General features: G+C 47.1%; 14 protein-coding genes. 8 read left to right on the top strand and 6 right to left on the bottom strand.

The features are described from left to right. Window positions 1–102 precede the first annotated feature (102 nt). The 6 genes from AR543_RS19085 (at window position 103) to AR543_RS19060 (ending at window position 6,593) form a co-directional block, all read left to right on the top strand. Complete coding sequence (locus AR543_RS19085; RefSeq protein WP_227871783.1) at window positions 103–1,290, top strand: DUF4272 domain-containing protein; 1,188 nt, start codon at window positions 103–105, stop codon at window positions 1,288–1,290. A 257-nt stretch (window positions 1,291–1,547) separates the two neighbouring features. Further along, the gene (locus tag AR543_RS19080) at window positions 1,548–3,164 is read left to right on the top strand and encodes a DUF1593 domain-containing protein (RefSeq protein ID WP_060535982.1); all 1,617 of its coding nucleotides are present in this window, start codon (window positions 1,548–1,550) and stop codon (window positions 3,162–3,164) included. Between the two features lie 164 nt (window positions 3,165–3,328). Further along, the gene (locus AR543_RS19075) at window positions 3,329–4,132 is read left to right on the top strand and encodes a hypothetical protein (protein ID WP_060535981.1); all 804 of its coding nucleotides are present in this window, start codon (window positions 3,329–3,331) and stop codon (window positions 4,130–4,132) included. Then, window positions 4,129–4,899 (top strand): hypothetical protein, encoded by a 771-nt coding sequence (locus tag AR543_RS19070; protein ID WP_060535980.1) that lies wholly within the window; start codon window positions 4,129–4,131, stop codon window positions 4,897–4,899. Before AR543_RS19075 ends, AR543_RS19070 begins: the two co-directional genes overlap by 4 nt. Before the next feature lie 33 nt (window positions 4,900–4,932). Next, window positions 4,933–5,487: an SMI1/KNR4 family protein gene (locus AR543_RS19065; RefSeq protein ID WP_060535979.1), complete on the top strand. Its 555-nt coding sequence runs from the start codon at window positions 4,933–4,935 to the stop codon at window positions 5,485–5,487. Between the two features lie 35 nt (window positions 5,488–5,522). Next, window positions 5,523–6,593, top strand: a complete 1,071-nt coding sequence (locus AR543_RS19060; RefSeq protein ID WP_060535978.1) for a hypothetical protein — start codon at window positions 5,523–5,525, stop codon at window positions 6,591–6,593. Between the two features lie 181 nt (window positions 6,594–6,774). Here AR543_RS19060 and AR543_RS19055 read toward each other — a convergent pair whose 3' ends face one another. The 3 genes from AR543_RS19055 to AR543_RS19045 all read right to left on the bottom strand — a co-directional run bounded on the left by AR543_RS19055 (window position 6,775) and on the right by AR543_RS19045 (window position 9,560). Next, complete coding sequence (locus tag AR543_RS19055) at window positions 6,775–8,115, bottom strand: VWA domain-containing protein (RefSeq protein ID WP_060535977.1); 1,341 nt, start codon at window positions 8,113–8,115, stop codon at window positions 6,775–6,777. Between the two features lie 206 nt (window positions 8,116–8,321). Further along, window positions 8,322–8,876, bottom strand: coding sequence for a DUF1697 domain-containing protein (locus AR543_RS19050; RefSeq protein WP_060535976.1), 555 nt, complete (start codon window positions 8,874–8,876; stop codon window positions 8,322–8,324). 27 nt (window positions 8,877–8,903) lie between these two features. Beyond that, a complete protein-coding gene (locus tag AR543_RS19045; RefSeq protein ID WP_060535975.1) occupies window positions 8,904–9,560 on the bottom strand; it encodes a hypothetical protein in 657 nt (218 codons plus the stop codon). A gap of 189 nt (window positions 9,561–9,749) precedes the next feature. On the opposite strand from AR543_RS19045, the gene AR543_RS19040 reads away from it, so the two are divergent. Then, window positions 9,750–10,394: a DUF2625 family protein gene (locus AR543_RS19040; RefSeq protein ID WP_060535974.1), complete on the top strand. Its 645-nt coding sequence runs from the start codon at window positions 9,750–9,752 to the stop codon at window positions 10,392–10,394. A gap of 94 nt (window positions 10,395–10,488) precedes the next feature. Here AR543_RS19040 and AR543_RS19035 read toward each other — a convergent pair whose 3' ends face one another. Then, a complete protein-coding gene (locus tag AR543_RS19035; protein ID WP_060535973.1) occupies window positions 10,489–10,953 on the bottom strand; it encodes a GNAT family N-acetyltransferase in 465 nt (154 codons plus the stop codon). A gap of 105 nt (window positions 10,954–11,058) precedes the next feature. Continuing rightward, window positions 11,059–12,708 carry a DUF6138 family protein gene (locus tag AR543_RS19030; protein ID WP_060535972.1) on the bottom strand — a complete coding sequence of 550 codons (1,650 nt, stop codon included), beginning with the start codon at window positions 12,706–12,708 and terminating at the stop codon, window positions 11,059–11,061. 711 nt (window positions 12,709–13,419) lie between these two features. On the opposite strand from AR543_RS19030, the gene AR543_RS19025 reads away from it, so the two are divergent. Continuing rightward, on the top strand, window positions 13,420–14,001 hold the full coding sequence (locus AR543_RS19025) for a DUF4352 domain-containing protein (protein WP_060535971.1): 582 nt from the start codon (window positions 13,420–13,422) through the stop codon (window positions 13,999–14,001). Between the two features lie 91 nt (window positions 14,002–14,092). Here AR543_RS19025 and AR543_RS19020 read toward each other — a convergent pair whose 3' ends face one another. Next, window positions 14,093–15,145: a 2,3-butanediol dehydrogenase gene (locus AR543_RS19020; RefSeq protein WP_060535970.1), complete on the bottom strand. Its 1,053-nt coding sequence runs from the start codon at window positions 15,143–15,145 to the stop codon at window positions 14,093–14,095. Between the last annotated feature and the right edge of the window lie 311 nt (window positions 15,146–15,456).

Here is a 15,456-nt window from a genome sequence, read left to right as displayed (position 1 = left end):
AAAAAACAATCTGTAACTACATCGCTGCGACATAACCGGGTATAATGATTAGTTGTGACGAATTGCAGCGATAAAAGATCATGAATGATCACAGGAGGTTGAATGATGAAAAATGCAGCCATTTACAGTTCCATACCGGACTTGAAGCAGCTGGAAGAAATAATGCGTACTTTGTATAAGGATCAAAAAATGACAGTAAAACCCGATCGAACCCATATCGAAGTCATCCAGGGTGGACTGTTCCGCAAAAAGACCCGAAAAGGATTCAATATCATGACCAGTCAGACCGAGCCTGCGCAGTTCAGCGCCATGATCGATGGGATGGGCGGATTTTTCTATCAGGTACCGGCTGTGAACAAGCAGGTGCAGCAAAAAGTATTGCTCAAACTGAGTACCCTCAATATGGTGATCGGTATCGAGACAGAAGAAGACATTTCGGAAGAGTTTTACGGAGAACTACTGCATATTGTTCGTTCGCTGGATGGGCTGTTGTTCTGGGGAGGCGGTCAATTGCTAAATGGTCAGGGAGAGCTGGTGCTGGATGCAAACGGCAATTCCGGTGTGGAGGATTATATCGTTACTGCGCATACGAGTCATTTGCATAACGAGTTTCAAATTACGCCGACTGGAGAGAGTCGCAAACAGCGCTCCAATACATATCTGGAAAAGCAGGGTATACCGATCAATACAACACTTCCGGCACGGCTGGGAGATGAGCAGGCCAGCCGGATTCGTACACGGGACCAAGTAGCAGAACGTGCAGTCGCTGTCTGCATTACTGCTGTCAAAGGAGAATGTGTCGGTGCAGGCGAGACTGCAGCAGCAACCCGGGAATTAATCAGCCAGATTATCCAGCAGTACAAGGCAGATCGCTTTTTTACCGCGGAGGAAAAAGCATTTATCGAGCAGGAGCAGCCGGGAGAGGATGATGTTGTGCGTTTCTCCTGGCGTTATGAAGCGTTGTGGGTACTGCTATGGGCACTCGGCTATATCGATTCACTGGAAAAGCCTACACAAATCTGCGATGTACCGGAAGCAGTATCGATTGTACAGCAGTTTGACAGTTTTGCCGCTTTTCGCGATGGCGCGCAATTGCGAATAGCATCCGAAATTCTGGATGCAGCCGATCTGATTTATCGATATGACTGGGCATGTGTGGACAGTCGGGTACATCAGCGACCGATTCCGGGCGGTCTGGATGCCGGTGTAGTGCATGAGCGGCATTATGCCCTGAACTGGCTGACCGGCTATCTGGATCAAGAATGGGATGATGTTCGAACCGATACCTGATCGCATTCCTGTACTGATGCAGGATCGATAATGTTCATGGCAGTTGGATCTGTGACAAAAGAGACAGTATAAAAGCGTTTACAATCGAAAATTATCATGTTATGGTAATGGCCAAAGGATTGTTACTGCGAATGCGGGCAAAACCTGGGTACGACTATGTTCCATGCTATGGAGCACAGTGGTATCCGGGTTTTTTTGCGTTTATAGCCGAAGGGCAGACAATCCTCCAGTATATAAAGGGAAAAGGGGTCAGCATGATGAGAAAAAGCAAGTGGGTCAACATGGTATTATCAGTGAATCTATGTGTACTGCTCACAAGTGGTATAAGCGGACAGGCGATAGCTGCATCAGTACCTGCCGAGAACAAGAACGCTTCGTTAGCTGCCGGACAATCTGTTCAGCAGCAGAAAGCACGAACGGTTATTACCAATGATGGTGAAGTAGATGATATGAACTCGATGCTGCGCTTTTTCCTGTATGCCAATGAAGTGGATCTGGCCGGCATTGTATTGACTAGCTCGGTCTATCATTATGCAGGTGATCCTGCGAAAGGAATTGAGCCTTATCGCTGGACCGGCACCCAGTGGTTGACCGATATGACCAATGCCTATGCACAGGCTTATCCCAACTTGAGCAAGCATGCCGGTGGTTATCCAACGCCAGATTATATTCGCAGCGTAATCAAGATTGGCAATATTTCATACAAGGGAGAGATGGAGCAGGTTACCGAAGGTTCCGAATTTCTGAAAAAGCTGTTCCTGGACAATGACCCGCGTGATCTGTACGTGCAGACATGGGGCGGTACCAATACAACAGCTAGAGCACTGAAATCGATTGAAGAACAATATAAAGGAACGGATCAGTGGTCCACTATTCAGCAGAAAGTCAGCGACAAGCTGGTATTGTACATTATCCTGGACCAAGACGACAGTTATAACGATTATATCGCCAAGAATTGGCCGGATATCCGTATCATCAATGATCAATCGAACTTCTGGCACTTTGCTTATGCCTGGAAAATGCATACCGAAGCTGTGAACAGCAAGCTGCATGGTGCATGGAACTACGAGAATATCCAGCATAATCATGGTCCGCTGCTGAATCTGTATGCCCTGATGGGTGACGGCAAAATGATCGATGGAGAACTCGCTGAAGAACAGCGCGGCAGTGGATCCTATTTGCAGAACAATCCGCAGTATGATCGGTATGATTTTATTTCCGAAGGGGACTCGCCATCGTTCTTTTACTTGATCGATAACGGACTGCGCAGTATGGAAAATCCAAGCTATGGCGGTTGGGGAGGCCGTTTCGGTCAGGTCAATGACAAGCTGTATCGTAACAATGTGCTCGATTATGATGTACATACTGGCCGCTATGAATCGGAGTATTCATTAACGCGCTGGTTTGATGATATCCAGAATGATTTTGCAGCCCGTGCAGATTGGGCAATTGCTTCACAATACAAAGATGCCAATCACAACCCCACGCTCAAAGTCAAAGAAGGATTGAATCTGACTGCCAAGCAGGGTCAGTATATTACACTGCATGCGATAGGCAGCGATCCGGATGGCGACCAGCTGAGTTATCGCTGGTGGCGTTATTATGAAGCAGATACGTATAATGATTCTCGCGTGAAGCCTGCTGCTGAAGAGAAGGACGCAGTAGATGGACTGCTGCTGGGTATTCACCGTCCGCTTGCGGCAGGCGAGAAGCGTAATACCATAGGGCTGAAAAACAGTAATACCCCGACCGTCAAATTCCAGATTCCCAAAGATGCCAAATCCGGTGATACGATCCATATGATCGCTGAAGTTCAGGATAACGGTACGCATACCCTCAAACATTATCAGCGGGTGATTATTACGGTAAAATAGTCCGCGCCGCTGCATGATCCCTGATCTCCTTTTCCTTGGATGCTGCTATCTGTGCTATACAGCAGCAGTTTATAGAAAAAAGGGATCAGGGCTTTTTTTGTACAAGCGATCGAATGTAGTAAAATAAATACAATACATAAAACCGATCATGGACGGAGGAGCTTATGGATAAAAAAGCAAAACAAATACTCATCAAAACGTTCTGGCAAACTGGTGGCTGGAAACTAGGTTCGCCAGTGCTGCAGGGAGAAGATTTTGAGTATGCCCGCAGTCAGGGTGTTATGTTCGACCCGCTGACGATTACGCATGATGAACTGGTACAGCGTCTGAATGAGCTTCATCAGCGGATTACGCTGGAACAGGTGAGCGAAGCCTTTTTGCATAGTTTGTCTACCCGCCGGATACATCTGCGCAGTGCATTGTCCAGCTGGGCGCTTACGGCGGAGCTGCCGCTGCATACGTATGAACAGCGCAAATCCGTACATACCAATACAAGCAGCTGTGGCGACTGCAATTTTCAAGGGCTTATGTCGGATCGCAGCTATGTAGATGCAGATCTGAATGTACTTAATTTTGAACGGATCAAATGGGGCGGTGTACGATTGAACTGGCTGCTGTACTGCTGGCTGGATCTGGAATTGTTCAGCCGTGAGGAGCATGGTGCTGCGACAGCAGAGGATGTACAGCTATTCCGGCAGATGCTGGAACAGGTGAAGCAATGTGATCCAGCAGACAGCGCCCGCAAGCTGGAGAAACGCTGGAAAGATATTTTTCCGTCCAGCAAATATGAGCGGGATGCAGTTATGGAAATACTCGGGTATGCCGGGATTCTCAAGGCACAGGATACGCCGCGCATCGGCAGGGGCGGCGATAATGATTTCAGAGCGATGGCTGTCTGGCAGGGTCAGGATAGATATGACACCAGAGCAGTCGCACACTATTTTGGCAAATGGAGGCTGGGTTCATGAATGGAGAAATTCATCAGCTGCTGCTGATCACTTCTCTGGGCAATGGCTATCTGATTCATGGTGCCGATGCTTCGAGCAAGGAACTGCAGCATACCAACAGTATATATGTTACTTTTACGGATGGATCACAGAGCTGGCAATGGACAGACTGGCTGGAGCAGCTGCGCAGTAATGGATGCCAGCGCCTGATGATGGTCAGCGGCAGCCAACCGGAAGAAAAGTGGCAGACGAGTGGATTCGCAGGCGGTGGTGCAAGAGCCGGTATAATCACTCTTGGAGCACAGCAGAACCGGATCTGGATTCCGCACTGGGAGAGTGGACAGTTCCGTTCCTCGGTGCGCTGGAATATTACATATACCGAGCAAGAGCAGGAGTTGGGACAGCCGTCCGAAAGGGCTTTTTTGCCTTTGAGTGAGGTAGGCAAGCAGTTCAGGCAATCGCTGGAGCAGATTGCTGCGCTGGCGGAAGATATCGAACAGTCCTTCTGGAAGCAGAATTTTTTTGATCCCGGTATTGCGATTCTGGACGGCGCCTCAGCTCCAAAACTGGCTTTTGATCTGCCGGATGTGTACAGCGACGAAGCACGGCGCCTGCTCAATGCGGTCTACAAGACATGGGTGTTCGGAGCCATGGGCTCGTGGAATGATGAGCCTCCTTATTCGGCACATCTCCATGACAAGAGCGAAGAGTATGAACGTATTTCTGCGCAGCTGTACGCCGCTTTGCTGCAGACGGCGCAGGCAGCAGTGAATTCAGTCATCTTTTAGAAGAAATCAGGGCTACAAAAGGAGAGAACCATCATGAATGAACGCTATGCTTGGAATTCGATATTTGAATACCAATTTACAAAAGAGGAACCGGCTTCTGCTGCAACTATCCGGGAATTCCGGGATAGCTGGAATCGCAGTCTCACCGCAGAAGAAATTTACGAATACAGCAGCAGACAGACCAATCCTTTCCCGGTGAGCTCTCCTTTGCATAGTCAGTACAAGCCGCTGGACCCTTCAACATGGCGTTTGCCGCAGCAACCGCTGCCGGACAGCTATCTTCAGCTGCTGGCTTATGCCAATGGCGGCGAGTTTCAGACCGGTGAACGTAATTTCGCGTTTTTTGGTACAGAAGATTTGCGAGAAATGAATCTGGTCTATGAAATACCTTATTATATGGCTGGAGCTGTTTCTTTTGGCATGGATGGTGGCGGGAATCATTATTTGTTCGATATGCGTGCCGGCCGGGTAAATGGGGAATATCCGATCGTTCTGGCAAGCTCCGGCAATCTGGGATTCGAAGACTGTATGCATGCAGCCAACTCCCTGCTGGAGCTGTGTACCGGACGTGAAGCACTGGATGGGTAAATCGCCCATTTGATTCCAAGTTATGGAGGCCGTATATGTATCAGACGATCCACCCGGATACGATTCAGATTGAAAAATCATTAACCGGGGCAGAGGTACGCGAGTTAGCCGATCATCCTGATCTGCGTATCATTCAATTGGCAGAAGCGCTGGAACCGGACAGCTGGAAGCTGCTGAATACGCATCTATTTGCCGTACGTCAGGATGTGCGGCTGCGTGTATATGGATTTTATGATTCGGTAGGCGATCTGGGTTTTCTGGAATGGCTGCCGGAGCTGCGCAGATTGTCGCTGGAATGTGAAGGAGAAATTCGCAATCTGGATGCATTGGGTTCGCTGGGCAGACTGGATCAGCTGCAGCTGTCGCTTGCCACACTGACAGAATTGGATATTCTGGAACAGGTGCCATCTACACTTACCGATCTGCATATCGGCCGGACACTGTCCCGCAAGCCGGATCTACAGGTATTGTCACGATTTGGTCAGCTTCAGAATCTGCATATAGACGGCCATCACAAAAGTCTGGATATTATCCGACAATTATCTACGCTGCAGCAGCTCACTTTACAGTCAATCACGGTACCGGATCTTGCATTTGTCCAGCCGCTGCAGAATCTGCAAGACCTGACGATTCGCCTTGGCGGCATTCGGGATCTGAAGGCGCTGGCAGCCCAGGAATCGATCCGTTATTTGCAGCTGTCCCAAATCAAGGGGCTGGAGGATATCACGGTGATCGCTTCGCTGACTGGGTTACAGTATCTTTTTCTGCAGGCGCTACCGCATATCCGGGAGCTGCCTTCTTTTGCCGATTTGCCTCGACTGCGCAAGATTGCTCTTGATAATATGAAAGGTCTGCGGGATATCCATACGCTGGAATATGCTCCGGGTCTGATCGAGTTTACCCACCGCGAGGCATGGGAGATGAAGGTAGCTGCCTATGAACCGCTGCTGCGCAATCCGTCGCTGAAGCGAGCCTATGCCAAACTGAAAACTCCGCGTATGATGAAGCAGTTCCATCAGCTGTTAATACAGTACGACAAAAAAGATGTGCTGGAAGAACGCGAGCAGGGACGAACCAACTGGTGGGATGACTTTCCGTTTCAATAAAATAGACAGTATAAAGTAAAAAAGGACTCCGTCGTGTATGATCGGGAGTCCTTTTTATTGAAATTACCAAGTAATGTCTCATAGGAAAGCTCATATGACAGTAATCCATAAAAGCAGCATAAACGCACATTAGGCTGTATCATTGCTTGATAAAGAAAACCCAGTTTCATCGATCGCAGACTCAGGCAAGAATACTTTTGCGTCTGGCTTCCTCGATCCAGCTCGGGAATTCGCTGAGCAGTCGATCATATAGTTCCTCGTCGCTGACTTTGGAAATATCGTCCAGCTCAAAGAAATTCGCGTTATCGACAAAGCGGCCTTTCAGATCATCCAGTTCCCGGAGTACACCATAATTGGCATTACCCAGTCCGACAAACTGCCAGAACAGATTATAGCGCGAACTATCGATGATCAGCTTGGCGATTTTGCTCTTACTGCTGACACCACCGTCACTGAAAAAGATAATATACGTAGGGATGCGTACATTGGGTTCTTCTTTGGTATATTTACGTATAACATCCTCCATGACCGGCGGCTCGTTATTGGTTCCGCCTTTGCTGCCCAGCTTGTAGGCACGTTCTACATAATTCTCGTAATCCTCTGCCCGTACGCTCCGTGCACGCAAAAAGTCCTTGGCAAAAAACCACACATCCAGTTCACCATTATCGTCAAAAGCGGCTGCAATCGCCAGTACACGCTCAAAAGCTTCCTGTACAATCCCTTTTTTGTAAAGGGAGTACATGGAACCGGAAGCATCGAATACCACGGCTACCCGTGCCTGGATCGGCGATACATTTTTCTTTTGAAGAGACAGGGTGACTTTCTTTTTAAGCAAATCGATCTTGGTTAGCGATGTCGTTAATTTGGGTGCTGGGGGCTCTGCTGCCGACGAAGGAGCAGCGGCAGAGGAGGGGATTCCGGCAGAAGGATGGGAAGCTGCTGCCGGTGCAACGGAAGGTGCAGTCGTCGAAGCCTCGGCTTGCGGTTGCGAAGTATCGCTGCTCTCGATCTCTACACCAAAGGACTCCGCGAGCGGCTGCAATCCACCGAAAAATCCCCGGCCAATCGCCCGTACCTTGAAGCTGTCTTTATACTTGTAGACTTCAATCAATATCAGTGCCGTTTCTGCGGTCACCTCGGATAGGGTATATGTAATTTGCTGTCCGCCTATTTGTAATACTGCCTGGCAACCGCTCACCTGAGCGAATGTACCTGTACCCTCCAGGGTAGCTGTAAATACGCATTTGCTGACAGGAGTCTGCAGCAGTTTGTTCAGATCCAATTGAAAGCGGGAATGCTGTTCGTTCGCTTCTACCAGCTGCACACATTGGTGAGGATCTACATTCTGATTATAAAAAATAAAATACTCGTCGGAAGGGACCTTACCTTCGTCATTGACCATAAAGCAGCTGATATCCAGCGCAGAAGGTGCAGCACTGCATTGAATAATTACATCCAGCATACTGCCGGGTGGTAGGTTGGTATTTTGCCCCTGATTCAGTAATATCGGTTCTCCAGCCATGCGCTTAACCTCCTGAATTAACAATAGATATTGTAATATTCACCATATTTTTTTACTTCGCTTCATCCAATTGAAATAAATGTACGATCCTTCTATTGATCCGTACGATACAAATAGTTAGAACAAACATCCTCAAAAGAGGACCGACAAAGGAATCATCAGAGTAGCTATGGCAAGCATAAAGGATACTTAGGAAGATGCTCCAATCAAGTCCCTTCCTGCTCACCAGCTGCCAACATCAGCCGGTAAATCTGGCGTGTTGTATTCACATTGCGTATCGTCATGTACCGGTACAGTTTGGAAGCAGCCAGTTTGTTCATGCCACTTCGCGTGACATTTTCCCGGGGAACAGATACCAGTAAGGCGCCGGGAATATACAATAATGTGCCCATCTCCGGCTTTAGCGGTATCTGCTCCAGCACAGAGCTGTTATTGATATCGTCCCACAGAAACAGTACATCGCTTTTCATCTGTTCATCATTCGTCCAGTTCTCCGGCACAGCAGCTATAACAGCTTCCATTTCTGGCAGCGAACGTACCATTACCGGAATATCGCGCTGGAAATCGGCGGCTATCGCCTGCTCCAGCTGTACAGACAATTCAGGCGCAGACAGCTCACTGGCGAAAATAATATTTCCCGAGTTGATATAGGTCGTCACCCGAGTCATCCCGGCTTGTTCAAAAGTGGATTTGAGCAATTTCATATTGATTTTATTATTACCGCCAACATTAATGCCGCGAAGCAAAGCTGCATAAATCATCTATACCCCTCCTTGCTGTCCAGTCTATTACCAGTTTAAGCCCAGATACACAAACAGATCATTCATTTGCTGTTCGCCCAGAAGTTCGAGCAGTTGCGGTTCGATCATTTCCGTATATTCGGTCTTGATCTCGTCTGTCTCTTCATCTGTAATCTCTCCCTGCAGGACAGCAGCCGCTTCAATCATAATAACCAGAGCCGCAAAAAAATTAGCCAGGGATGAGGCTACAAGCTCAGGGTCATTGCCTTCAAAAGCAGCATATACCGGAGAGTCCGCTCTGCTGGTATCCACAATCAGCGGATCATCATTATAATTGGCAATTACCACATGGTGGGATGGCCAATTTGTTGATTCCTCTGGTGAATCTGAAGCTCCAATCCAGCGGTAGCCGAGCTGCTGGCGGTACAGATACTCTGGCGCTGCAAAGTTTAGCAAAATACCGTTTCCAATCAGCACTGCTGCACTTTTTATTGAGCCAGCCGCTTTTTCATCGACCATTTCAAAATGACTGTACAGGTAGTGAAGCTCGGGAGACAGCGGAATACGATCATCAATCTCTAGTTGAATCGGCTCGGAATAGGCACGAATAAAAGAATCGTCAAACAGTCCGTATGATTGATTGTACAGATCCTGCTGCTGAATAAAGGAAAGAATAGAGGTATGTAATTTACTAAAATCCGTCATTGGACCACTTCCTTTCAATAGGCTTCATGCGTATGAATAAGTATCTGTAACACCATTATAGTATACCATCCAGCGTACAGACCAACGTAGGTATTGAAGACGAATAGATTACTATTTGGCAGGTCTGTTATACTTTACTATTCTGTTATACTCTACTATAAAGTAATTCAACCCAAAGGAGAGATGGATATGTCCGTATTATCTGCACAAGAATTAATTGACCGGGACAATCATGCCTGGGAAGAAATTGTACAGCTGTTTGGCGAAGGCACGAATACATATACCATATGGCCTGCCGACCGCAGCGAAGGAGAAGAGACCTTGCGTTGTCTTCAGGTGAGTACACGTTCCTATCTGGGCGCAATCGCTTATGAAGCTGGCGGTATGTGCCTGGATCATGGCTGGATTACACTGTTGGGTGCAGGACATGCACAAGTATACGGCAATCTTCGTTCATGGAATGGACTGGAGGATCAGCTGCCTGTGAAGACACTGACAGGCAAACTGCTGGTAGCCTATGATGCAGCAGGCGGATTTTTTGCGCTGGATACGACAGATGGACAGATTTGTTATTTTGCACCGGATACGCTGGAATGGGAAGCGACTGAACTGACATACTCGGAATGGATCAACTGGCTGGCAGCCGGTGATTTGCAGCAATTTTACGAGACATTCCGCTGGCAGAACTGGAAGCAGCAGACCGAGCAGCTGGAAGTGGGACAGATATTTGCCTACTACCCGCCGCTCTGGACAACCGAAGGCGGAGGAGAAAGCAGCAGCAAACAGGCAGTATTGGTAACAGAAGCCTGGCAGCTGGCTTTGGAGAAAAGCTGACAATAGAGATTCTGCAGGTCCATATATATCGTTTGCACCTATTCACTGTAGATTACAGCAGTAGAAAGCGATTCGTCGGATGCTATACGTGTACTCAACTTATATAATTGTCGATCGCAAGCTTCATCCCTTCATGACTGGCGACAAATCCAAGCTTTTCATAAAAATGATGTGCGCTCTTCCTGCTCTTATCGGTTGTCAGCTGAATCAGCTGGCAATCCATTTCCCGAGCGGTTTCAATAGCATGGCGCAGTAATGCTTCTCCGATTCCCTGGCTGCGATAGCGGCTGTCCACACGAACGCCTTCGATTTGACCGCGTGTCATCCCGAGTCTGGAGAGACCGGGGATGATCGTCAGTTGAAGACATCCGATAACATCCTCATCATGAACAGCAACGACAATCGAGTTGCCTGACTGTTGCTGGATTTTGGCAAAAGCTGTCCGATATTCTTCCGGCAACGGATCTTCAAAACGCTCTCTCGAAGCTCCCAGTTCATCTTCTGCTAGTAAACGTACTATTGCTGGCAAATGTTCCAAAGTAGCTGTCTTATATTCCATAAGAATTCCCTCTCTCTCCATATCAAGAATGAATGGTTGTGAAATAGATTCATGACAAGCTATTTGTATCAGCGAACCGATCCATAGATTATCCATCATAAAAGACTAGCTTTGTTCTCTCAGCTGACTGGCATGCTGCAGGAATTTCTTTTGCTTGCTTGTGCTGCCAAAGATCAGATACAGCAGATGTTCCTGCTGATAGTCCTCCAGCATAGTGAGCTGTTGATCCAAAGCAAGGATCAGCTCCGGTGTATTCCAGCGATCAGCGAGGGCTTTGACCGGGCGTGCGGACTGACCGCTACCTAATAAGATCGCAGTCAGAACAGGTACCAGCTGTGGTTCCACTTCATGAGTCTCGATAAAAGTCTGGATATAGCTGTTATGAGCCATCTGATGCTCGGTATCTACCCTTTTCATGTAGTCGATCAGCAGTGGGAAATAAGCATCACTGTGCAGCCCCAGTCCCAATACCGCATACGTTCCCGGCATAACAGACTTCTCGCCGGGTTCTACATCGTTGTACCAGGCAAACTCCTGCATCGCAAGCTGTGCATAATCAGCGATAAGCGGATACAGCTCAGGATACTGCATAGCTGCAGCAAATAGGCGGTGCAGCGGCGATTTGGCCAGTCCTTTTACAGGCAAAAACAGTTTGGTTTTGCTGCCAAGCTTGAGTTTGTATTCGCGCGGGAATCCCTGGCGCAGCAGATCACAAATGTAGGTGATGGCTTCCTGGTAAGCTGCTGAACCTTCATTCAATAGCTTGATCTCGATCAGCTGTAAAATATCATTGGCTTTACCATGGATATGGTCATTTTTGCGGGAACTCTCGACCTGGCCGCTGCCTTCCTTGAGATAACGGGCTGCTTTATCGGAGCCCAATTGTGCAGCATATTCCAGATACTGCTGCCGTTCGTCAGCACTTTGTCTTCCTACGCACAGCGCAGCATAGAGGAGCAGTTCCAGTTCCTGTGGATTGACCGGACGGGAATCGGCATCCACTTTCAGACGGAATGGCTCGGCATAGCTGCCTGTTGCATCAAAGTAAAGAGGGAGGTACTGTTCATTGGCCCATGTACGGAGCGCAGAGATTAGATGGCGATCCCATTCGGCACGCAGTTTAAGGATAGGCTTTAGTTTGTGGTCCAGCTGCGTGGCCAGCTCGATGATCCGGTCGGTACGGCGCTCCCAGATATCATCATTCAACAGCAGTTCACTGAAAAAGAACAGGTCCAGCTCTTTGGGATACAGAGGCGGAGGACTCTCTACTTTATCCCGGATAAATGTCTCCATTGCCAGATGCAGCGCTTGCTGCTTGGACTCATTCGTCCAGTATTCGGTATGCTGCAGCGTATCCTCAACGAGCGCGCGTTCAATATATAAGGAAACTTCCAGCTTGTAATCATAATACTGTGATCCCAGATGATCTTCATAAAAGACCGGCTCCAGCCGCTTACGCAAAGCCGGCAGCCATTCCTGAAGCAGCATCTCGTCGGTGATCGCTTCGATATCCACTTCCGTGTCCCATGGATACGCCGAATCGCTCCAGGAAAAAGGTCTTTCAATCTCGATAAACATTTGGCCACTGGTCCAGTTGTTTTTACCTTTGCGGTAGCCGATACGGATATAATCGTGAATCCCTGCCTGAAGCGTACTGCGTCGGCCGAACTCGCTAATTCGCTTTTGCTCACGCTCGGAGAGGGATTCCAGCTGCTCCCAGGTTTCTTCCAGTAATAATTCAATATTGGCGTCCATATTCTATTCCTCCTGTAAGCCGCTTATATGTAAAATCATTTGTTATTCATTATATCATTTTGTATACGCCGATATTTTGGACGAGACACGCTCATCATAAAATAGTAGCTGGTGATTGGAAAAGGATGTATTTATTGATCAGCTATAACAATTTATGATGAATCATCCGTTTAAATATATAGAAGATTGTTTGTGCATCTATTCGTTTTACATAGCTATAGAACAGTCAAAGGATAAGGCTAGTCCCTGATTCTACAATGGGATGATATCAAGGAGGTGAGAAGATTAATACACGGCAAATCGGACTGCATATTATTTTGCCTATCCTGGTCGGTAGTATCATTTATATTCTTTACCGGCATACGACACTTCTTGTATTTCAATGGTTAAGCTTTGCAGGTCTATTGTCTTTTGTAATGCAGCTTAGAGAAATGGCTTCTTTATCTCTGCCATCTTTTGTTAAATATTCACTGCCGGATGGATTATGGGCATATGCATTTGCCTACACCATTTATCAGATCTGGCGAGAATCCAGTAAAGTAGTTACGTATAGTATTATTTTTGGAATACCATGTACCGGAATATTCAGCGAGCTTTTGCAGATTCCGCATATCATACAAGGTACATTCGATCTCAATGATGTTATCGCCTATAGTATCGCAGCTATCATTCTTTATATTATTTCGATTCAAAAGGGGAATAGACACAGATATGAAAAAAGCAATTTCAACACTAATCGCCTGCGCCATTTTTGGTACACTGGCAGCAGGAAGCATGAATAGCGATGAGCCTAGTTCGACCAGTAGTTCTACAAGCAGTTCCAATACAGCTTCTGCCAAAAAAGAAGGCAGCACAGCACCCAAGCAGGAAAAGAAAGAATTTTATATTGGAGATGGCGTTAGCGTAGGTGGATTTGCCGTAATGGTACATACACCAGAAGTCAAAAGCAGTGTAGGCAATCAATACCTGCGTCAGGAAGCCAATGGCGAATATTGGGCAGTCCCGATTTCTGTGATTAACAATGACAAAGAAGCGCGTATGGTTACTATGGCTATGTTCAAGCTGGTATCCAAGGATGGAAGATCCTATGATTCGGATGCTACAGCCGTAATGTACATGGATTCTCAAAACAAATTGCTGCTGGACAACATCAATCCAGGTGTTCAAGTAGATGGATATATTGTATTTGATATGCCAACAGGCCAGAAAATGTCCAATTATTCCATGGAAGTTAGTGATCCATTCAGCTTTACCCGTAATAACCAAGTATTGATCAAATTAGCCAAAAAATAATTTCTGCTTCAACAAAAAGACTGCCGATCAGATGTCGGCAGTCTTTTTTTATATTTTGTTATTGTTGCATAGAGCTTGTTTTATTCGGGGATTATTTGTTTGGAGAAACGAGGATTTTCACCTGGTTTTTCTCTTTCATCAGTGCTTCAAAGCCTTGCTCAACAATCTCGCTCAGGCCGATTCGTTTGGTTACCAGTTTCTCCGGAGAGAAGTAGCCTTGATTCATCAGGCTGATTACAGCAGGGAATACATCACGGTAGCCGATAATACCGGCGATATTGCGTTCCTGCATAACGATCAGGTTCGGATGGATTGGAGCTTCTTTTTCAAAAATGCTGACGATCATGATCTGTCCGCTCAGCCTGGTTGATTCAATTGCTTGAGTCAGTACGACCGGTACACCGGTAACTTCGTAGGCAACGTCCGCGCCGCCTTCAGTCAGACGGTGAATTTCTTTGACTACATCGACATCAGCCGGGTTCAGGCCGATAGCACCGAGTGATTCCGCTGTTTTGCGGCGTTCCTCGGACAATTCGACTGCATAGATCTCGGCTGCACCGGATGCACGCAGTGCTTCGATCACGAGCAGACCGATCGGACCTGCACCAAATACGACAGCGCGGTCACCGACTTTGAACTGGCTTTGACGAACAGCATACAGTGCGACTGCAGACGGTTCAACCAGGGCGCCCTGTTCAAAGGAAACACTGTCCGGAATTTTGTGTACCATGTGTTCATCTGCGGATACATATTCAGAGAATCCGCCGCCACCGCCGGCCAGACCGAGGAAGCCCATTTTCTCGCAGAGATTATATTTGCCCTGACGACATGCAGTACATTTACCGCATGCAAAAATAGGCTCCACAACAACGCGGTCGCCTTCTTTGAATTTGGTTACGCCTTCGCCTACTTCGACAACTTGTCCGGAAAACTCATGTCCCATCACAACAGGTGCTTTTTCATTAGTCAATGGGTGAGGGGAGTCTTTGGAAATGAAAATAGGACCTGCCGCGTATTCATGCAGATCACTACCGCAAATGCCGCACCATTGCACTTTGATTTTTACTTTGCCTTCCTGTACGGTTGGTTCTTCAATTGTATCTACTCTCAAGTCTTTTACACCATGCCAACGTAATGCTTGCATCGAAGTCATCTCCCTGTGAGGTTATAAGATTATAAGTTTGTTGCTATCGATAAGTATACACTATTTTAGGAAACGTTTCCGGTATTAATGATGTCACACTATGGACATATTGTCAAATGGATTTCGGCAGGAACTGACGCGAACCTACATAAGAAAACAAAAAAAATACAGTTCATTTCTATTTTTCAAAATAAGACTCAGAGCTATTAGAACAGGGAGTTAGTAGATAAAATTTGAAATAGTTTATTTCCATGATAGAAGTGTTGCCCTTCACCGATCCTTCCTTTTAATCAGGCAGACCGATTTGCAAA

The sequence above is a fragment of the Paenibacillus bovis genome, from assembly GCF_001421015.2.
In the GTDB taxonomy this organism is placed as follows: domain Bacteria; phylum Bacillota; class Bacilli; order Paenibacillales; family Paenibacillaceae; genus Saccharibacillus; species Saccharibacillus bovis.
This window is presented reverse-complemented; position numbering and strand designations above follow the sequence as displayed.

Bases quoted from the DNA above. Each gene is read 5' to 3' on its own strand.
- AR543_RS19085 (WP_227871783.1), top strand. From the start codon at position 103: ATGATGAAAAATGCAGCCATTTACAGTTCCATACCGGACTTGAAGCAG.
- AR543_RS19080 (WP_060535982.1), top strand. From the start codon at position 1,548: ATGAGAAAAAGCAAGTGGGTCAACATGGTATTATCAGTGAATCTATGT.
- AR543_RS19075 (WP_060535981.1), top strand. From the start codon at position 3,329: ATGGATAAAAAAGCAAAACAAATACTCATCAAAACGTTCTGGCAAACT.
- AR543_RS19070 (WP_060535980.1), top strand. From the start codon at position 4,129: ATGAATGGAGAAATTCATCAGCTGCTGCTGATCACTTCTCTGGGCAAT.
- AR543_RS19065 (WP_060535979.1), top strand. From the start codon at position 4,933: ATGAATGAACGCTATGCTTGGAATTCGATATTTGAATACCAATTTACA.
- AR543_RS19060 (WP_060535978.1), top strand. From the start codon at position 5,523: ATGTATCAGACGATCCACCCGGATACGATTCAGATTGAAAAATCATTA.
- AR543_RS19055 (WP_060535977.1), bottom strand. From the start codon at position 8,115: ATGGCTGGAGAACCGATATTACTGAATCAGGGGCAAAATACCAACCTA.
- AR543_RS19050 (WP_060535976.1), bottom strand. From the start codon at position 8,876: ATGATTTATGCAGCTTTGCTTCGCGGCATTAATGTTGGCGGTAATAAT.
- AR543_RS19045 (WP_060535975.1), bottom strand. From the start codon at position 9,560: ATGACGGATTTTAGTAAATTACATACCTCTATTCTTTCCTTTATTCAG.
- AR543_RS19040 (WP_060535974.1), top strand. From the start codon at position 9,750: ATGTCCGTATTATCTGCACAAGAATTAATTGACCGGGACAATCATGCC.
- AR543_RS19035 (WP_060535973.1), bottom strand. From the start codon at position 10,953: ATGGAATATAAGACAGCTACTTTGGAACATTTGCCAGCAATAGTACGT.
- AR543_RS19030 (WP_060535972.1), bottom strand. From the start codon at position 12,708: ATGGACGCCAATATTGAATTATTACTGGAAGAAACCTGGGAGCAGCTG.
- AR543_RS19025 (WP_060535971.1), top strand. From the start codon at position 13,420: ATGAAAAAAGCAATTTCAACACTAATCGCCTGCGCCATTTTTGGTACA.
- AR543_RS19020 (WP_060535970.1), bottom strand. From the start codon at position 15,145: ATGCAAGCATTACGTTGGCATGGTGTAAAAGACTTGAGAGTAGATACA.